The 18,893-nt window shown below is 69.7% G+C and carries 15 protein-coding genes and 1 pseudogene; 3 read left to right on the top strand and 13 right to left on the bottom strand.

Annotated features, from left to right (window positions below):
- From KUTG_RS59170 to KUTG_RS30250, 10 genes are all read right to left on the bottom strand, one after another.
- A partial coding sequence (locus KUTG_RS59170; protein WP_198047358.1) for a WXG100 family type VII secretion target occupies positions 1–1,395 on the bottom strand: 1,395 nt, incomplete at its 3' end.
- Positions 1,395–1,712 carry a type VII secretion target gene (locus tag KUTG_RS30290; protein WP_043721598.1) on the bottom strand — a complete coding sequence of 106 codons (318 nt, stop codon included), beginning with the start codon at positions 1,710–1,712 and terminating at the stop codon, positions 1,395–1,397. The genes KUTG_RS30290 and KUTG_RS59170, both read right to left, overlap by 1 nt.
- A 151-nt stretch (positions 1,713–1,863) precedes the next feature.
- Positions 1,864–3,198 carry a phosphoglucosamine mutase gene (glmM, locus tag KUTG_RS30285; RefSeq protein WP_043721596.1) on the bottom strand — a complete coding sequence of 445 codons (1,335 nt, stop codon included), beginning with the start codon at positions 3,196–3,198 and terminating at the stop codon, positions 1,864–1,866.
- A 249-nt stretch (positions 3,199–3,447) separates the two neighbouring features.
- Positions 3,448–4,095, bottom strand: a complete 648-nt coding sequence (rpsI, locus tag KUTG_RS64090; RefSeq protein WP_232241032.1) for a 30S ribosomal protein S9 — start codon at positions 4,093–4,095, stop codon at positions 3,448–3,450.
- A 14-nt stretch (positions 4,096–4,109) separates the two neighbouring features.
- Positions 4,110–4,553 carry a 50S ribosomal protein L13 gene (gene rplM / locus KUTG_RS30275; RefSeq protein ID WP_043721594.1) on the bottom strand — a complete coding sequence of 148 codons (444 nt, stop codon included), beginning with the start codon at positions 4,551–4,553 and terminating at the stop codon, positions 4,110–4,112.
- 275 nt (positions 4,554–4,828) lie between these two features.
- Positions 4,829–5,122 carry a WXG100 family type VII secretion target gene (locus KUTG_RS30270; protein ID WP_043721592.1) on the bottom strand — a complete coding sequence of 98 codons (294 nt, stop codon included), beginning with the start codon at positions 5,120–5,122 and terminating at the stop codon, positions 4,829–4,831.
- Between the two features lie 77 nt (positions 5,123–5,199).
- The gene (locus tag KUTG_RS30265; protein WP_043721590.1) at positions 5,200–5,502 is read right to left on the bottom strand and encodes a WXG100 family type VII secretion target; all 303 of its coding nucleotides are present in this window, start codon (positions 5,500–5,502) and stop codon (positions 5,200–5,202) included.
- A gap of 152 nt (positions 5,503–5,654) precedes the next feature.
- A complete protein-coding gene (locus KUTG_RS30260) occupies positions 5,655–6,038 on the bottom strand; it encodes a hypothetical protein (protein WP_052395578.1) in 384 nt (127 codons plus the stop codon).
- 12 nt (positions 6,039–6,050) lie between these two features.
- Positions 6,051–7,853, bottom strand: coding sequence for a type VII secretion-associated protein (locus KUTG_RS30255; protein ID WP_043721589.1), 1,803 nt, complete (start codon positions 7,851–7,853; stop codon positions 6,051–6,053).
- 1 nt (position 7,854) lies between these two features.
- Positions 7,855–11,847, bottom strand: coding sequence for a type VII secretion protein EccC (locus tag KUTG_RS30250; RefSeq protein WP_043721587.1), 3,993 nt, complete (start codon positions 11,845–11,847; stop codon positions 7,855–7,857).
- Positions 11,848–12,048: 201 nt separating this feature from the next.
- Between KUTG_RS30250 and eccD the strand changes: the two genes are divergently transcribed.
- Positions 12,049–13,446 (top strand): type VII secretion integral membrane protein EccD, encoded by a 1,398-nt coding sequence (eccD, locus tag KUTG_RS30245; protein ID WP_043721585.1) that lies wholly within the window; start codon positions 12,049–12,051, stop codon positions 13,444–13,446.
- Positions 13,447–13,453: 7 nt separating this feature from the next.
- Positions 13,454–14,962 (top strand): type VII secretion-associated serine protease mycosin, encoded by a 1,509-nt coding sequence (gene mycP, locus KUTG_RS30240; RefSeq protein ID WP_052395577.1) that lies wholly within the window; start codon positions 13,454–13,456, stop codon positions 14,960–14,962.
- Between the two features lie 733 nt (positions 14,963–15,695).
- Here the strand turns inward: mycP and KUTG_RS61800 are convergent.
- From KUTG_RS61800 to eccB, 3 genes are read right to left on the bottom strand one after another with little or no spacing between them, the layout of a single operon-like run.
- Positions 15,696–16,190 carry a WXG100 family type VII secretion target gene (locus KUTG_RS61800; RefSeq protein WP_052395576.1) on the bottom strand — a complete coding sequence of 165 codons (495 nt, stop codon included), beginning with the start codon at positions 16,188–16,190 and terminating at the stop codon, positions 15,696–15,698.
- Positions 16,187–16,501, bottom strand: coding sequence for a type VII secretion target (locus KUTG_RS61795; protein WP_043721582.1), 315 nt, complete (start codon positions 16,499–16,501; stop codon positions 16,187–16,189). Before KUTG_RS61795 ends, KUTG_RS61800 begins: the two co-directional genes overlap by 4 nt.
- Positions 16,502–16,553: 52 nt before the next feature.
- Positions 16,554–18,194, bottom strand: coding sequence for a type VII secretion protein EccB (eccB, locus tag KUTG_RS30225; RefSeq protein WP_255360945.1), 1,641 nt, complete (start codon positions 18,192–18,194; stop codon positions 16,554–16,556).
- A 274-nt stretch (positions 18,195–18,468) separates the two neighbouring features.
- Here eccB and KUTG_RS61790 point away from each other — a divergent pair.
- A pseudogene (locus tag KUTG_RS61790) lies at positions 18,469–18,893 on the top strand (type VII secretion protein EccE); the annotation flags it as partial.

Genomic DNA, 18,893 nt, shown 5'->3' with positions numbered 1-18,893 from the left:
AAAAAAAAAAAAAAAAAAAAAAAAAAAAAAAAAAATACAACAAATTAAAAACCCGAGGTAGATGCCTAAATAACCAACTCCTCCGGTTCTGGCGCCACCCGTGACGCCACCGCCACCGCCACCGCCACCGGTCCCGGTGCCGGGACCGCCCCCGGTGTGGCCGGGGCCCTTGGGGTCGCCGCCGGTCTTCTGCTCCGGCTTGCCCTCCGGCACCGCCGACAGGCCCGAGAACGGACTCTGGTTGACCGCCTCGGCGGCGGAGATCAGCTCCTCGAAGGCCTGCTTGATGCCGGTGTCCGCGGTCTTGGAACCCTGTTGCAGCAGCTGGAGGTTCTGCTCGAACGGCTCCTTGAAGCCGGAGTCGATCACCTTCTGGGTCAGGCCGGCGATGAACTGCAGGAACATGTCGGCTTCCCAGCCCATGATCCACAGGATGCACTCGCCCAGCGTGCTGCACACCGCCCACGCGGCGTCCAGCGCCCAGCCGCCGGGGAAGTCGAAGCCGATCAGGTCGGCGACGCCGTCCTTGAGCTTGTTGACCAGGTCGTCAAGGCCCTTCTCGGCCTTGTAGATGCCGATCAGCTCAAGCAGCGTGACCGGGTCGAACTGGATCTTGCTGAAGTCGATCTGGTCCAGCGTCTGGCCGTAGGCGTCGACGATCTGCTTGGCCGCCGAGGTGCTCGACGTGATGGCCTGGCTCAGCTTGTCCAGGTCGCTGTCGATGGTCTGGGCCTTGGTGCCGAACTGCTGGATGTAGGCGCCGAACGCGTTGGCCGCGTCGCCCTGCCACGAGCTGCCGACGACCCCGGTGACCTTGCCGTTCATCTCGTCACGGGTGTTGGCGAAGTCCGACGCCACCTGCGAGAGCTCGTCCGCGGCCTGGGCCAGCTGGCCGTAGTCGATGCCGCGCGGCTGGTCGAACGGCTTGACGATGTCGGTGTCGAAGTTGAGGTTCTTGCCGGTGTACAGGTTGTAGAGGTCGAGCCATTGCTTGAAGCCGTCGCGCTTGTCGGCGTGGGCGTCGCAGACGTCGTCGGAGCGGCCGCTCAGGTCGCCGCCGGGGTCCCCACCGCTGCCGTCGCTGGTGTCCCCGCCTTCTCCCCCGTCGCCGCCGTCCCCGCCATCGCCACCGTCTCCGCCGTCGCCCCCATCGCCGCCGTTCCCACCATTGCCGCCGTTGCCCCCACGGCCGTTCTGCCCGTCCTGCCCGTCTTCACCGTCCTGGCCGTCCTGGCCTTTGCCGCGTCGCTTCCCGTCCTCGTCCTTCTTGGGATGCGTGCCGCCGGTGTCCTCGTCGTCCTTCTTGGGCTTGGTGGTGCTGGTGTTGCCACCGTCGTCCTTGTGATGGGTCGACGACGAGCTCGAATGATGGGAGTGCTTGCTTGCTTTGGCCATCAGGCGTTACCCCCCGCGGACGAGATCGAGGACGCATTCGAGGAATCGGTGTCGGCGTAGTTCTTCGCGGTCGCGTTCAATCCGGCGCAGATGTCCTCCGCGTGCGAACCGAAGTCCTTCATGTTGGCGCTCAAGGTCTGCACGGCCTTCGTGGCCGCGTCACCGGCCTGCGGGCACGACTTGCCCGTGATGTCGCCCGTGACGTGCACCGAGTCCAGCGTGGTGCGATATCCGACCGCGGTCGTCTCATCGAGATCTCGGAAGTACGACCCGAGAGTCGTGATCGCCTGGCCGTCGGCCTTGACGCTGCCCGACATGATCTTTGTCCTCCCCTGCCCCCTGCTGTGTACGACAACTCGGACTCCGCGGGGCGCGATTCGGTTCCACGCCGCGACCATGCCGATGCGTCGCACACTATTACAGAAACCGGACAGGGCAGGGCGCTATCACCGAAGTGGTGACCGGCGGTCAGCCGACGGCGGAAACGACCTCGGCCAGGCGGGTCGCGGCGCCGTGGGCCTCGTCGTGGCTGGGGGCCTCGACCATCACCCGCACCAACTGCTCGGTGCCCGACGGGCGCAGCAGCACGCGACCGGTCTCCCCCAGCTCGGCGGTCACCTCGGCGACGGCCCGGCTGACGGTCTCGGCCGCCGCGACGGCGGTCTTGTCGGCCACCCGCACGTTGATCAGCACCTGCGGCAGGCGGCGCATCACGCCGGCCAGCTCGCCCAGCGGCTTGCCGGTGGCGGCCACGCGGGCCATCAGCCGCAGCGCGGTCAGCAGGCCGTCGCCGGTGGTGGCGTGCGAGGGCAGGATCACGTGGCCGGACTGCTCGCCGCCCAGCGAGTAGCCGCCGGCCCGCAGCTCCTCCACCACGTAGCGGTCGCCCACCGCGGTGGTGAGCAGGCGCACGCCGTACTCCTTCATGGCCAGGTGCAGGCCGAGGTTGCTCATCACGGTGGCGACGAGCGTGTCCTCCTTGAGCTCACCCGCGTCCTTGAGGGCCAGCGCCAGCACGGCCATGATCTGGTCGCCGTCGATCTCGGCGCCGGTGTTGTCCACCGCGAGGCAGCGGTCCGCGTCGCCGTCGTGGGCGATGCCCAGGTCGGCGCCGTGTTCGAGGACCGCGGCCTGGAGCACGTCCAGGTGGGTGGAGCCGACGCCGTCGTTGATGTTCAGGCCGTTGGGGTCGGCGTGGATGGCGATCACCTCGGCCCCGGCCCGGCGGTAGGCCTGGGGCGCGGTGGTGGAGGCGGCGCCGTTGGCGCAGTCGACCACGATGCGCAGGCCGTGCAGGTCGTGCGGGGTCGACAGCAGCAGGTGGTCGATGTACCGGCTGGCCGCCTCCGGCACGTCGCTGACCCGGCCGACGCCCGCGCCGGTCGGGCGGCCCTCGGTCCGGTCGAGCCGGGCCTCGATCTCGTCCTCCAGCTCGTCGGACAGCTTCAGGCCGCCCTTGGCGAAGAACTTGATCCCGTTGTCGGGCATCGGGTTGTGCGAGGCGGAGATCATCACGCCCAGGTCCGCGTCCAGCTCGGCGACCAGGAAGGCCACCGCCGGGGTCGGCAGCACGCCCAGCCGCAGCACGTCCGCGCCGGCCGCCGTGAGGCCCGCGGTCACCGCCGCCTCCAGCATCTCGCCGCTGGCCCTCGGGTCCCGGCCCAGCACCGCGACCGGGCGGTGCGTGGTGTCGTGCTCGGCCAGCACCCGGGCCGCCGCCGCGGCCAGCGAGAGCGCCAACTCCGGGGTCAGGTCGGCGTTGGCCATACCGCGGACACCGTCGGTGCCGAACAGACGGGACATGGACGCTGCTACCTCCGGGGCGGGGGAACGACGGGGCGGCCAGACTACGGCTAGGGCGCGCGAGGGCCCCGAGGGGTTGCTTCGCTTCGCCGGCCGTGGCCGCTAGCTCACGGTGGGGGTCCGGGGGCTTGCCCCCGGCGGGGTCTGGGGGCTCGGCCCCCGGATTTTTTCGGAGCGGGCGGCTGTGGTCTGCTGCCCAAAAATTGGACACAGCGCAGACACACGCCGCCCGTTCCGGGCGTTACAAGATCAACGCTTGCTGTACTGAGGCGCCTTGCGGGCCTTCTTCAGGCCGTACTTCTTGCGCTCCTTGGCCCGCGGGTCACGGGTGAGGAAGCCGGCCTTCTTCAGCGCCGGGCGGTCGTCGATCTCGAACACGATCAGGGCACGGGCGATGCCCAGCCGCAGCGCGCCGGCCTGGCCGGAGATGCCGCCGCCGACGAGCGTGGCGATGACGTCGAACATCTCGGTGCGCTCGACGGTGACCAGCGGCTCCTTGATGAGCTGCTGATGCACCTTGTTCGGGAAGTACTCCTCCAGCGTCTTGCCGTTCAGCGTGAACTTGCCGGTACCCGGCACCAGTCGCACGCGAACGATGGCCTCCTTGCGGCGGCCGACGGTCTGGATCAGGCGGTTGGGCAGCGCGACGGGGGCGGGAGCGACCTCCTCGTCGCCGTCGGCCTCGACGGCCGCGTCGAACTCGGCGACGGCGTCGGCCTCGGTGGTCTCGGCCTCGACATCGGCAGCAGCCGCGTCGGCCTCGACAACGTCGGGGGTCTCGGCAGCCTCGGCCTCGGCGACAGCCTCGGTGGTCTCGGCAGCCTCGGTGGTCTCGACGGCCTCAGCAGCGACGGCCTCGTCGGCGACCTGCTCGGGCTCGTGGTCAGGAGTGGTCACTGAAACTTCCTCGGTCACTGGGCGATCTTCGTGATCTCGAACGGCTGCGGCTGCTGCGCCGCGTGCGGGTGCTCCGGGCCGGCGTAGACCTTGAGCTTGCTGGCCATGGCGCGACCCAGGCGGGTGTGCGGCAGCATGCCCTTGATCGCCTGCTCGAGGAGACGCTCGGGCTGCTTCTCCAGCATCTCGCCGAAGGAGCGCTTGCTCAGGCCGCCCGGGTGGCCGCTGTGGCGGTACACGAACGCCTGGTCCCGCTTGTTGCCGGTGAGCGCCACCTTCTCGGCGTTCACGATGACGACGAAGTCACCGGTGTCGACATGCGGGGCGTAGATGGGCTTGTGCTTGCCACGCAGCAGCGTCGCGGCCTGGGTGGCGAGCCGGCCGAGCACCACGTCCTGGGCGTCGATGACGTGCCAGGCGCGGTTCACCTCGCCGGCCTTCGGGCTGTACGTGCGCACGGATCTACCTCGTCGTCACTCACTCTGTGGCGCGACCCTACGCAGGTCCACGCTCGTGTCATGGGCTGTCGTTGCGGCGGGGCGCGCCAGCGCGGTCATGGACTGCTGGTGCACGCGCGGCAGCAAGCCTCGCGCCGCATTACCGCACAACAAAGAAAGAAGATACCCGGCCTGACCCGGCAGGGTCAAAACGGGTGGTCGGAACACATACGTGGACCCCAGGACGAGTCGTCCCGGGGTCCACGGGCACCGCACGGGCGGGCGTGACGAAGGTCTCAGCCCCAGAGCTTCTTGGCCGAGCCCTCGGCGCTCTCGTAGCCGTCGCCGGCCTGACGCACGGCCACGCCGATCGCCTCGAGGGTCTCCTTGAAGTCCTTGGCCGCCGCGTCCCAGTTGCGCTGGGCGTTCTGGTAGGCCTCGGCCGCGTCGCCGGTCCAGTCCGCGACGATGGGCGCGATCTTGCTCTTCAGCGTGTCCAGGTGGCTGCCCACGGTGTTCGCCGCGTTGGTGACGTCCTGGGACGCCTGCTGGATCTCGGCGAAAGTGACCTTGATAACGGAGTCGCTCACGTTGTTCTCCCCTGAATGAAGTCTGACAAAGCCGCTATTGCAGAAGACGCTTTTCCGGCCGCAGCCGAAACGAGAGGTCAGCCACCCAGCCGGCTGGAGATGTTGCTGATGCCGTGCGAGGCTTCCTCCTCCTGCTGCGAGTAGGTGCCGGACGCGGTCTTCATCGCGGTCGAGATGTCGTTCAGGGCCTGGTTCAGCTTCTTGGCGTCCTCCATCAGCCGCTCCTGGAGCTGCTGGAACGCCATCGAGGCCTGCCCCTTCCAGCTGGACTGCAACGGGGTGAGGTCGCCGTTGAGCTTGTTGACCGTCGCGTTGATCTCCTGCTCGACGTTCTCGATGTCCTTGGCGCAGCTCGCCATCTCGGCGAAGTTCGTCCCCATACCACCGGACATTGGGAGGGCCCCCTTCAATCTGGGTGAGTACTGCGTGCTTGGTTCGTACGGTTACTGCGACGACGACAGTGCCACGGTCGGTTCCACCCCGTCGCGGGTTCTTGGCAAACCGTTGCTCAAGTAAACGGGTCTGGGTGGAACTAGCCGCGGAACATGATTCCTTCCTGCGAAAAGTCCTCGTCGTCGTCACTCGGACGGGGGCGTCGACCCGCCACGGCAGGGGGCTTCGGGGCACTGGGAGTAGTCGCCGTCATCGGGGCGAGCAGCTCGGTGCCCTCCGGCAGCCGGTCCACCGGCAGCCCCTCGTCGGCCCGGAACGAGGCCGCCGCCCGGCGCAGGCCCGGCGACGTCAGGTCGGCCGGCTGTGGCTGGGCCTGCCGGGCCCGGACCCGGCCGACCAGCTCCCGCGTCTGTCCCCGGGTGGCCGCACTGCGGGCCCTGGCCTCACCGGCGGCTCGGCTGCCCCGCGCGACGGCGGAATCCACGTCGGACCGGAACTGGCTCATCGCGTCGCCGATCTGCACGGCGTCTCCTCCTCAGGCTTGCACCGCCAGCGTGCTCACGACCTGCCGGCACGCGGCCAGCACGGCGTCGCGGTCGCCGGGCGGGTACTGGCAGCCGACGCTGACCTGCGCCTTGCCCTTGAGCACCACGTACCAGTCGACCGATGCCCCGTCGACACTCTCGCGGTAGTAGAGGACATCCTTGCCGCCGAAGCTGGTGGCGTCCGAGAAATCGGAGAATTCGGAGCCGGCCTGCGCCACCGCCGACCGCACCTGGCTGACGGCCAGGTCGCGCTGGGTGCTGGCGTCGTAGTTCAGCGCCCGCTCCTGCACGGCGATCAGGTCGCTACCGGTCGAGCCGTCCGGCTTGAGCTTCACCTCGCGGAACGAGGCGTCGCCGCCGATCTGGCTCCATCCCGGCGGGGCTGTGAAGCGGTAGTCGTACTGGGCCACGTCCTTGCCGTCCGGCCCGCCGGTGACCAGGCGGAACACCGCCACGCCGGCGGCGAGCACCACCACCACGGAGCCGACCACGATCCACGGCAGCCATTTGCCGCGCTTGCGCGCCGCCACGGGCGCCTGCGGCACCTGCGGGAAGTTCATCGACACCGGCCGGGTGACATCGGAAGACCGCGTCACGTCGGAGGCGCCGGCCGGCATCGGGCCCGCCCCGCCCACCGGGATCGCCGCGAAGCCCGGGCTCGGCGTCTCCAACGGCTGCTGCATCACGCTCGGCGGCCGCACCCCCGGGAACGCGCCCGTCCGATGAGGATCAAGGGTCACCACCCGCAGCGCGCCGCGGGCCACGATGGTCTCCGGCTGGTCCAAGGTGGTCGGCAGCACGCCGGTGCGCTCGTGCACCAGCCGCGCGACCAGCGGGATCCGGCTGGAGCCGCCGACCAGGAACACCGTGCTCAGCTCGCCGGCGGTCAGCCGCGCCGCCTTGACGGTGTCGGCGACCAGATCGGCCGCCCGCCCCAGCTGCGGGCCGATCAGGCGTTCCAGGTCGGCCCGCGTGATGTGGGCGTCCGGGAACGGCTGCGGCATCGGCACATCGGTGTAGGCGTGCCGGGACAACGTCTCCTTGGCCCCGCGCACGTCCTGCCGCAGCACCCGGCGGCGTCGGCGGTCGGCCATCTCCCGGCCTTCCATCAACGCCTGCCACGCCGACGGATCCGACCCCGACACCAGAGTGCCGACGTGCTCCAGCAGCGCCTGGTCGATGTCCGCGCCGCCGAAGTTCGGCTCGCCCCGGGTGGCCAGCACCTCGAACGAGGCCCCGCGCCGGCGCACCACGCTCGCGTCCACGGTCCCGCCGCCGAAGTCCAGCACGGCCAACGCGGTCCCGTCCGGCATCGCCGTGGACGCCGAGTGGAACACCGCCGCGGCAACGGGTTCCGGCACCAGCGACAGCTCCGCCCCCAGCCCCTGCCCGGCCTGGCGCAGGATCCGGGTGCGGACCGCGCCCCAGTCGGCGGGATGGGTCAGCACCAGCAGGTCGATCCGCGCGCCGCCGACCAGCCGCCGCGCCTCGTTGGTGGCCCGCACCAACACCGCCCGCACCACGTCCAGCACGTTGAGCACGGTGTCGCCGAGCAGCAGCTGCCCCTCGTCGATGCGGCGCTTGGGATTCGGCTCGTAGCGCGACGGGTCCACCGCCGCCTGCCGCTCCGCCTCCTGCCCCACGAACAGCGTGCCGCCGCGGTCGGCGAAGACCGCCGACGGCATCACCGGCGTGCCGCCCTCCAGGACGACCAGCTGCGGCTCCTTGCCGTCGACGGCCACCGCCACGCACGTGCTCGACGTGCCGAAGTCGACCGCTACATGGACCGTCAACTCACTCGCCCGGCAGCCACGCGGTCTGCATGAGCTGCTGGCCCAGCTTGCGGGTGACGATCATGCCCCGGCCCGGCGGCAGCACCGTCGGCTTGTAGGTGCCGATCAGCACGCCCTCGTCCTTGCTGCAGCTCATCACCATGCCGGGCGCGGCGATCTCCCGCAGCTTGCCGATCACCGGGTCGAACAGCGCCCGGCTGGCGCCGCCGGAGCGGCGGGCCAGGATCATGTGCAGGCCGACGTCCTTGGCCTGCGGCAGGAACTCCGACAGCGGCTGCAGCGGGTTGCCGCTCTGGGTGGCCACCAGGTCGTAGTCGTCGACCACGACGAAGACCTCCGGCCCCTTCCACCAGGACCGGGCCTTGAGCTGCTCCTGCGTGACGTCGGGGCCGGGCAGCCGGCCCTTGAGCGAGTTCTTGACGTCGTTGATGGTGTCGCCGAGCTGGTTGGCCGACACCACGTAGCTGAGCAGGTGGTCGGTGTCGACGAAGCCGAGCATCGTGCGCCGGTAGTCGACCAGCAGGATGACGGCCTCGGTGGTGGTGTAGCGGGTCATGATGCCCCGCACGATCGTGCGCAGCAGGTTGGTCTTGCCGGACTCGCCCTCGGCGAAGGCGTAGAAGTGCGAGTCGTTGTCGAAGTCGAGGAACACCGGCGCCAGGCCGTCCTCGTTGACGCCGATCGGCACCAGGTGCGGGTTGCGCTGCTGTTGCGGCGACGGCATCTGCTCGTAGGGCAGCATCTCGGGCAGCAGCCGGACCTTCGGCGCGACCGGGCCGCGCCAGGCGGCGGTGATCTTGCCGATGGCGTCCTGCACGCCGGCGCCGACGTCGCTCGCGTTGGACGACGAGTCGATGCGCGGCAACGCGGTCAGGAAGTGCAGGCGGTCCGGGGTCAGGCCGCGGCCGGGGCGGCCGACGGGCACGTTCACGGCCACCTTGCGGTCGAACTCGGACTCGCTGGGGTCACCGAGCCGCAGCTCGAACCGGGTGCCCATCAGGTCCTTGACCGCGGGCCGGATCTCCGCCCAGCGGTTGGCCGAGATCATCACGTGGATGCCGTAGGACAGGCCCTGCGCGGCCAGGCTGAGAATGGCCGGCTCCAGCGCCTCGAACTCCTGCCGGAAGTTCAGCCAGCCGTCGATGACCACGAACACGTCGCCGTACGGGTCGTCCTGGATCTCGCCGCGGCGCCTGCGGTTGCGGAACTCCACCATGCCGTCGATGCCGGCGGCGCGGAAGCGCTGCTCCCGGTCGGAGATCAGGCCGCTGAGCTCGGCCACCATGCGCCGGGCCTTGTCCGGCTCCAGCCGGCTGGCCACGCCGCCGACGTGCGGCAGCGCCTCGAGCGGCGAGAGCGTGCCGCCGCCGAGGTCCAGGCAGTAGAACTGGACCTCCTCCGGCGTGTGCGTGACGGCCATCGACATGATCAGCGTGCGCAGCAGCATGGACTTGCCGGACTGCGGGCCGCCGACGACCGCGCCGTGGCCGGCCGCGCCCGAGAAGTCGGCCCAGAACGGGTCGCGTCGCTGGTCGAACGGCTTGTCCACGAGGCCGAGCGGGATCTGCAGGTAGCCCTGGAAGCCCTGCGGGAAGATGCCCCGGTCCGGCGTCGCGGCCAGCGGCGGCAGCAGCATGTCCAGCGACTGCGGCTCGTTCAGCGGCGGCAGCCACACCTGGTGGGCCGGAGCGCCCTGGCCGTTGAGCCGCCCGACGATGACCTCGAGCACGCTGGGCTCGATCTTGTCGTCCTTGGGCTTCTCCTTGACCGCCTCGCGCGGCTTCTCCGGCTCCTTGGGGATCTCCACGAAGTCCGGCACGAAGAACTTGGGCCTGCGGTCGCCGCTGATGCCGGCGGGCGTGGCCGGGCCGGCGATCATGCCGGCCGGGCGGTACGGGCCCGAGACGTAGGCGGCCTTGAACCGGGTCATCGGCTCGCCCTGCACGGCCAGGTAGCCCGAGCCCGGGATCGGCGGCAGCTCGTAGGCGTCGGGCACGCCGAGCACCGCGCGGGACTCGGAGGCGGAGAACGTCTTCAGACCGATCCGGTAGGACAGGTAGGTGTCCAGGCCGCGGAGCTTGCCCTCCTCCAGCCGCTGCGAGGCCAGCAGCATGTGGATCTGCAGCGACCGGCCGACGCGGCCGATCTGGAGGAAGATGTCGATGAAGTCGGGCTTGGCCGTCAGCATCTCGGAGAACTCGTCGATGCAGATGAACAGGGCCGGCAGCGGGTCGAGGTCGGCGCCCTTCTCGCGGGCGCTCTCGTAGTCCCACACGTTCTTGTAGTTGCCCTTGGCCAGCACTTCCTGGCGGCGGGACACCTCGCCGGCGATCGCGTCCTTCATGCGGTCGACCATGGTGAGGTCGCCGGACAGGTTGGTGATGACCGCGGCCACGTGCGGCGCGTCGTCCAGGCCGAGGAACGTCGCGCCACCCTTGAAGTCGACCAGGATCATGTTGAGCGCGGTGGACGAGTGCGTGGCCAGCAGGCCCAGCACCAGGGTCCGCAGGAACTCGGACTTGCCGGAACCGGTGGCGCCGATGCACAGGCCGTGCGGGCCCATGCCGCCCTCGGCCGCCTCCTTGATGTCCAGCTCGACGGACTGGCCGAACTCGCCGACACCGAACGGGATCTTGTACCGGTCCGACTTGGGCCGCGGCCGCCAGGCCTGCCCGATCTCGAACGTCATCGGGTCGCCGGGGATGCCCAGCAGCTCCAGGATGGGCGGGTTGGCGTTGAGCAGCGGCTGGTCCTCGGCGCCGGTGGCCTCCTGGCCGCCGACCCGGTACGGCGACAGCCGTCGGGCCAGCGCCTCGGCCTCCGGCACGGTGAGCGTGTCGGGCTGGCCGAACCACTCCACGCCGGCGTTGCTGCGGGCGCCGAGCCGCTCCGGTTCGACGACCAGGCGCAGGCCGCGGCGGGCGGCCAGGTTGCCGAGCGAGTCGGACAGGTCGAGCAGGGTCACGCCGACGAGGCCCTCGTCGAGGATGATCTGCTCCTCGCGGGTGATCTCGCCGTCGTCGACGATGATCAGGATGTGCGGTTGGTCGGTCAGCGGCGGGGCGTTGCGCTGGAAGCGCTGGCGGTCCTTGGTCTGCTCGTGCAGCCAGTCCTCGACCTGCTGCAGCGAGCCGCTCATCAGGCGCAGCTGGCCGATGCCGTCGACGTCGGTGGGGTGCTGGGCGTGCGGCAGCCACTTGCACCATTCCCACTCGTCCTTGGCCCGGCCCGTGCTGACCACGGCGATCAGCAGGTCCTCCGGCGAGTGGAAGGTGACCAGCTGGCCGATCATGGCGCGGGCCAGGCCGCGGGTGAGCTCCCGCTCGCCCAGCAGCGAGATGGCCGCGAAGCCGCGCATGGTGATCATGGTCGGCAGGTCGGGCACGATCGAGTGGGCGCGCACGAAGCGGCGCAGCGCCAGGGTGGCGATCGGCTCCAGCTCGTCGACGGGGCCGGTCTGCGGCGGCACGAGGCGGGTGGCCAGCCGCTGGGAACCGCGGGCGATGCGCACGTGGCCGAAGTCGGGGTCGCTCTGCCGGCGCTCCCACATCCGCCGCGTGGTGGCCATCGACCACAGGGCCTGGGGGTCCGGGTGGTTCCACTCCAGGGCGGCCCGCTGCTCGTCGGCCGCGTCCCGGGCGCGCTCCCGCATCTGACCGAGGTAGCGCAGGTAGTCCTTGCGGTCCTCGTTCATCTCGGCCTTGCGCTGGCCGCCGCCGCGCCCGCCGCCCGCGCCGCCGGCCATCATGCCGACGGTGGAGATGAGGAAGAAGCCGCCCATCATGATCGTCTGCGGGTTCTTGGCGCCGGGCGCCGTGAACATGTAGCCCATCATGCCGACCGAGGCGACGATCATGACGACCGGCAGCACCTTCATCACGATGTTGCCGGGAATGATCCGGGGCAGCTCGGGCGGCGGCTCCAGATGCACCTCACCGCCGGGCGGCCGGGGCGCGGCTAGGCGCGGCGAACGCCTGAACTGGAGCGTGCTCACCGGGGACACACCTCTTCGGGTCGGGGGTGGATCGAAAACCCATGGGAACGTCTTCACCGGAACCGCCGTTCCCGGCCGCGCCGGTGCGGCCATACTAGGGGCGGCCACCGACGGCGCGCGGGCGGTTCGCGGAGTTCGGATGCGAAACGACCGCACACGGCGGTGGTGAGTCCACACGAGACGAAAGACGAGGGGGCCCAGGTGGCGACCGGTACGACGGTGTTCAGCCGGGTGACGGTGGTCGCACCGCAGACACGGATCGACGTCGCGTTGCCGTCCGACGTCGCGGTTGCCGACCTGATGCCGATGCTGTTGCACATGGCCAAGGAGGTCAAGCCGGACGGCGGCGCGCGCCACGGTGGCTGGTGCCTGGCCAAGCTGGGCGATCCGCCGCTGGACGCGAGCCGCACGCTGGCCTCGCTCGGCGTCGTGGACGGCGACCTGCTGCAACTGCGCCGCCGCTCCGAGAATCCGCCGCCGCCGCTGTACGACGACGTCGTCGACGCCATCGCGGAGTCCAATCCGGACAGTTTCCGGCCGTGGACCGCCGACACCGCAAGGCGGATCGGCCACGTGGCCGGCACGGTCGCGCTGATCGGCGCGGCCGTCGCGGTGCTGCTGGCCGGCCCGTTGACGCCCGGCGGCTACGGCCTGGTGGCGGCGATCGCCGCCGGTGTCGGCATGATCGCCAGCGTCGCGGTCGGCGCCGTGCTGACCCGGGTCTACCAGGTGCCCGTGACGGGCGTGATCGTCGCCGCCGCGGGCGGGCTGCCGATGGCCTTCGTGGCCGGGCTGTACGTGATCCCGGGCGAGCTCACCCGGTGGAGCCTGTTGTTGGCCTGCCTGCTGGTGATGATCGTTTCCTGGGCCTGCATCCTGCTGGTCGGATCGGGCGTGACCGTGTTCATCGCGGCCGCCACCGCGTCCACTCTCGGTTGGCTGGCCTTCCTGGTCGGCGCGCTGCTGGACACACAGCCGATCGCCGGCGTCGCCGCCGGTGCGGCCGCGGTGTCGCTGGTCGCGCTGTCCTGGCTGCCGCGCTTCACCATCCGGCTGGCCAAGCTGCCGCTGCCGACCGTGCCCAGCAACGCCGAGGACCTCAAGGACGACGGCGGCTTCCCCGAGTACGCCATGATCGAGAAGCGAGCCGGCCTCGCCCACGAGTACATGACCGGCATGATCATCGGCGCCGGCGTGACCTCCGCCGTCGCCGCCGTGCTGGCCGCCACCTCCGGCACCATATGGGGCCCGGTCTTCGCCGTCGCGGTCACGCTGGTGATGCTGCTGCGCTCGCGCACGTACGCCAACGGCAGCCAGGCGGTCGCCCTGCTGGCCAGCGGCATCGTCGCCGGCGCCGGTGTGCTGGCCGGCTGGATCGCGCTGTCCGACCCGTTCGGCCGGCTGCTGTGGGTGTTCGGCACGCTGGTCGTGGTCGGCGCGGCCGCCCTGGTGCTCGGCGTCGCCTTCCCCAACCGCAAGTTCTCGCCCGTGCTGCGCCGCTCCGTCGACGTGTTCGAGGCCGTCTGCATCGCCTCGGTGGTGCCGCTGGCGCTGGCCGTCATGGACCTCTACAGCACGCTGCGCCACCTGAACCTCTGAGGGGATCATGCGGATCACACGGACAACCGCGCTGGCGGCGACCGTCCTGGTCGCGCTGCTCGGCCCCGGCCTGGCGCCCGCGCTGGCCCAGAACACCGTCCCCGCCGCCGACTCCGACGCGTGGGCCCCGCCGGCGCTGACCGAGACGGGGGCGCCGGCCAACGTGCCGCCGGACAAGGGCATCGGGGTCGCCAACGGCACCTTCACCGAGCAGCAGCAGTGCATCAGCTCCAGCGGCGGCGGCGCGCAGCTCAAGGAGCCGCCCAACGGCCAGACCTGGCTGCGCCTGGACGAGGCGCACCAGTACTCCACGGGGCAGAGCCAGACCGTGGCCGTGATCGACACCGGCGTGAACACGCACGACGAGTTCACCGGGCGGCTGCTGCCGAAGGTTGACTACCTCGGCGGCGTCACCGGCGTGAACAAGGACGACTGCGACGGCCACGGCACCGAGGTCGCCGGCATCATCGGCGCGGACACCACCGGCACCGGTGTCGGCTTCCAGGGCGTGGCCCCCAAGGCCAAGATCCTCCCGATCCGGCAGACCAGTCCGTCGATCAAGGTCAAGACGCCGACCGACCAGACCGACCGCGGAGCCGGTAACTCCACCTCACTGGCCTACGCCATCCTGACCGCCGTCGAGAAGCACGCCACGGTCATCAACATTTCGCTGTCGGCCTGCCTGACCCTGAACATGGGCCCGCTCGACCAGAGCTCGCAGAAGCTGTTGCAGCGCATCGTGCACTACGCGGTGAACGACAAGAAGGTGGTCATCGTGGCCGCCGCCGGCAACCTGGGCCAGGGCGCGACCTGCAACACGCAGAACGACAACCCGGATCCCAACCGTCCCAAGTGGATCGAGTCGCCGGCCTGGTTCGCAGGCGACGTGCTGTCGGTCGGCGCGATCAACACCGACGGCCCCAGCCCGGGCGCGCCGTCCGCCTTCTCCATGTGGGGGCCGTGGGTCGGCGTCGCCGGCCCGGGCACCGGCATCATCACCCTGGACCCGGGCCGCACCTCCGGCCTGGCCAACCAGGAGTCCGTCAACGGGCAGATGCAGACGTTGCAGGGCACCAGCTTCGCCGCACCGTACGTGGCCGGGCTGGCCGCGCTGGTCAGGGACAAGTTCCCCAATCTCGACGCGTACCAGGTGATGCACCGCATCGAGATGACCGCCCAGCACCCGGGCACGCCGTCCGGCCGCAACAACCAGGTCGGCTACGGCATGGTCGACCCGGTGGCCGCGCTGACCGCCGTGGTCCCGGGTGAGCCCAACGCGCCGGCCACGGCCAAGGCCGCGTCGATCCCGTCGGACGTCGGCGTGGCCGAGGTCAAGAGCCTGTCCCCGATGATGTGGGCCATGTACGGCACGCTCATCGGCGTCGCCCTGCTGCTGATCACCCTGTTCCTGGTCCACGCGACGAACCGGGCCCGCCGCAACCACCGGCCGGCCGCCCCGCAACACAGAAATCGCAAGATATACCTCAATGCCTGCATCATCGAGGTACCTGCATAGGCGCGGTGTTTTTGGTTCCACAGTGGCCCGTAGTGTTTGTTCCAGACTTACGCTCCCGCATTCGAGATTCCTGAGGCACAGCAAGGTATCGATGCATTCTGCATGGAACAAGGCACTGCGCTGGTGGTAATGGCGGAATGCGCACCAAACAGATATCCTGCCTTAGGCGAAAATACCGTCAAGAGGTGTGGCAACGTCAGTATTGCCTCTGACTATGCTCCCACCTCACTGAGGCGTCACCGTGCGTATCCAAATAGCGACTGTGTCCACCGCAGATCGGCAATCCCCAGGCAGGATTACAATACCCATCCCGTCAATGGCTGTGGACGTCTGGGACTGGGGTGGGCCCGTCATTATAAGAGCCAGGGATGATAAAAGCACTCTTGAATCCGCGTCCGTATCTTAGGTACGCTGTGTGTATGTTCACAGCAACAAACACGCTGATATGTAATAGCAGTTCATTAGAGTGCTATCCAAGCTTGCATCAATTGTAGCTCATCCCTTAGGAGTGTGTTTGACTGTCCAATAGCCGAAATAGGGAGTGATCGCGGCGACACGGAACCATCCCCTTCCTCGCGTTTCTCGGCCCAGTCTTGTCCTCTATCGGCGCTCTATAAAGGTTTGTCATAGTCCCATTACAGGCGTGGGCGGATGGTACAGACACGACGCGGTGGTCCTTAGTCACAGGAGCTGATTGGTCTTTCCACAATGGGCCGTTACTATGCAAAGTCGGTTATCCCCCATCCCCTTCGGACTCGAACAGCTGCTTGGTCGGCTCGTGCTGGTCGTCGAGGTGCTCGGTGGCCCGCTTCTCCCCGTGCACGGGCACGGACAGCGCCTCGGACACGGTGTCGGCGCTCTCGGCCAAGGTGTCGCCGAGCTGGTCGACCAGGTGCTCGACGCCGTCGGCGGTCTGCTGCAAGGCGTCGGCCATGGCGTTCATGGCGTCGGCGAGGTCGTGCCCGGACAGGCCGTAGGACTGCATGTAGGCCATGAACGAGTCGGCGTCCTTGCCCTGCCACGACGCGTCCAGCCCACCCAGGGACTTGGTCAGCGTGTCGGTGACCTCGCCGGCGACCTTGGCCGCCTTGCGCCAGCGGTCAGCCTCGTCCCGCAGCGCGGACCACTTGCCGACCAGCGGCGCGTAGTACTCCTCGACGGGATCGGTCACGCCCAGCTGGCGGCTGATCTGGGACAGGTAGTCCAGGTGGGCCGGCGACGCGCTCACTTGGCGCCCGCCTTCTTCAGCAGGGCCGCCACGTCCTGGTCGTGCGAGCCGTAGTGGTCGGCGGTCTTGGCCAGGCTCTCGGACGCCGCGGTCAGCGCGTCGACCGCACGGGCCAGCTGCTCGGACAGCGTCTGCGCTGCCTGCGCGTACGCGGTGTCGGCGCCGGTGTTGCGCCCGAGCTGGCCGAAGGCGTCGGCCGGCAGCGGCGCGCCCTTGAGGGCGTCGCGCGCCGAACCCAGCTCGGACGCCGACCGGGACACCGTCTTGGCATAGCTCGCGATCCAGTCCGGATCGATGTGCACGCCGCTCACGCCGTCCCCTCTCGTCGAATGCTCCGGCCCCTTCGACGCGCCCGGGCCCGGTTCAGTTCCCCGACCCGCCGGCCGGCGGCGCCTGCTGGTTGTTGCTGGGCGCCGCGGTCGGGTAGCTGCCGGCGTCGGCCGGCAGCTGCATGGTGTCGTAGGTGCGCAGCGCGGCGCCCGGATCGAGCGCGGTGCCCTGCGGCAGCAGCTTCACGATGGCGTCCGGGGCCGGCGGGTAGCTGGCCGGATCCCCGAGGCCGACGCCCGCGGCCACCTGGTCCGGGGTCATAGTGGCGATCGAGGACGCGAAGCCGTACCGCACGCCGAGATCGGAGACCACGTACACCGGGCCGGTGCGTTCGTCCGAAGTGGAGGTGCTGTCCCGCACCACGGCGGCCTGGCCGGTGGGCAGGTAGAAGTCGGCGACCTTGGTGCCGTCGGTGCTCGGCGTGCCCAGCTTGATCGGCTTGACGTTGTTGGGCAGCAGCGGCTTGCCGGCTTCGAGGATGCGCATGGTCATGCTCGGGGTGTTGTTCGGATAGCTCCAGGCCGCGCAGACCGCCGGGTAGTCGTTGTAGTCGACCGGATTGACCTTCTCCACCGGGAACTCGTCGAGCGCCCACGGCGTGTGGATGAGCGGGATCGACTTCACGTCGCCCGGCTCCACGTTGTGCGGCTTGGTGCCGCCGTTCTCGTAGATGGCCTCGGCCGCGACCGGGGAGACCTCGTGCCGACCCTCGGCCACAAGCACGTAGTAGTGGTCGGAGTTGTCGACCTCGACGGTGTGCAGCACATCGCCGATCTTCGCGCCGGCCGGTGCCTCGTAGCTGGTCGGCTGCTCGCCGCGGCCGGGAATGTCGGGCAGGCTCAGCGGCACCGTGCCCGGGACCGCGTTGAGCACCGCGCTGCTGATCGGCCGCGCGTACTGCTCCTGCAACCGGTAGGCGTTGGCGATGGCCTTGTCCCTGTCCAGGTCCACTTCGGACTTGACCACTCGCGTGTGATTCAGCCCGAGGCTCGTGCTGAACGAGGACTTGCGGTAGATCAGGTAGTACGACTTGCCCCGGTCCGGGGTGACCAGCAGTGGCTGCGACAGGCTGATCTCCGAGCCGATCCCGTCCACGCCGCCGATCACCGACGTGGTCGGCGTCGAGCTCTTGTCGGCGTTGTCGGGCAGCGTGTCGCACACGTCCCAGAAGTTGCCGACCCGTTGCGGCCCAACGGGAAGCATCTGCGGACCGTCCACAAGGCCCTGCTTCTTGTCACGCGGGAGGCCCTTGAGCACGTCGTCGTCGACCACGGCCGGCGTGGCCGCCGCGGGCGAGGCGGCCCCGGCCTGCCCGCCACCGCCGCCGCTGCTGTTGGCCAACAGGATCAGCCGAGCCGACGTCACATTGAACGTGGGCACCAGGCGCTTGTTGTTGCTGCCGTCGGTGATCAACGCGTACACCGCGCCGGACTGCTTGCCGATCACGACGCCGTTGGCCTCGGGCACCGAGCCCGCCGGGCTCAACACGGCGAACAGGACGAAGCCGATGGCCGCGACCATGGCGAGCAGCACGCCCACCACGGCCGAGCGCATGTGCGACCCCATCGGGTCGTGCATCATGACCGAGTCCTTGCGCACCAAGGCGGACTCCATCCGCCTCAGCATGAATCGATACGCCTGGACCTGGGACTTGCTCGTAGGTGTCGAAGGCATTCGCGGCTCGCAGCTCTCCTGTTCGCGGTACGGTTTCGCAGGATAGCGGGAGGCAGTGCCGGCCGGGTGTGCTTCGGGACGACCCGATCGGCCATCGCCCGATATCGCAGCGCACACCGAGGGGAAGATCGAGCGGATGTCCGTCACCACGCAACGCCCGGGGCCGCCCAGCAACGGCGCGCCCCCGCCGCAGGCGCAGCCGGCAGCGCCACCGCCGCGGCGCGTGCCGCCGGCACGCCGGCGCAAGGCGGGCGCGAGCATCGGCGGCCTGCCGGTGGCCAACCTCGTCGTGCTGGAGATCGGCGTGGCCGTCGGCCTCGGCCTGCTCGCGATCAACACCTCGCTGCTGCCGGTCGCCGGCGGCATCGCCGGCCTGGCCCTCATCCTGACGTTCATCCGCTGGAGTGGCCGCTGGTTCACCCAGTGGGTGGGCCTGACGGTCCGCTACCTGTTCCGCTCGCACAGCCGGGTCAGCTCGCCGGCCGAGGCCGTGGCCGTCCCCGTCGACGACGACGGTGAGACGAAGGTCATCGGCGCCGAGGACGCCCGCGTCGCGCTGCTCCGGCTCGCGGTGCCGGATCTTGTCGTCGCGCACGCCGTCGACCACGAGCGCGCGCCGGTCGGCATGGCGTGGCAGGACGGCGTCTGGACGGCCGTGCTGCGGGTGGAGCTGGAGCCGTTGCTCGTCTCGCCCATCGG

It is taken from the genome of Kutzneria sp. 744, assembly GCF_000568255.1.
Lineage (GTDB): Bacteria > Actinomycetota > Actinomycetes > Mycobacteriales > Pseudonocardiaceae > Kutzneria.
The sequence above is the reverse complement of the archived record's forward strand: the minus strand, read 5'-3'. Positions and strand labels throughout refer to the sequence as shown.

Coding starts and splice junctions, on each gene's coding strand:
- KUTG_RS30265 (WP_043721590.1), bottom strand. CDS start 5,502: ATGGGGACGAACTTCGCCGAGATGGCGAGCTGCGCCAAGGACATCGAG.
- glmM (WP_043721596.1), bottom strand. CDS start 3,198: ATGTCCCGTCTGTTCGGCACCGACGGTGTCCGCGGTATGGCCAACGCC.
- mycP (WP_052395577.1), top strand. CDS start 13,454: ATGCGGATCACACGGACAACCGCGCTGGCGGCGACCGTCCTGGTCGCG.
- KUTG_RS30290 (WP_043721598.1), bottom strand. CDS start 1,712: ATGTCGGGCAGCGTCAAGGCCGACGGCCAGGCGATCACGACTCTCGGG.
- eccB (WP_255360945.1), bottom strand. CDS start 18,194: ATGCCTTCGACACCTACGAGCAAGTCCCAGGTCCAGGCGTATCGATTC.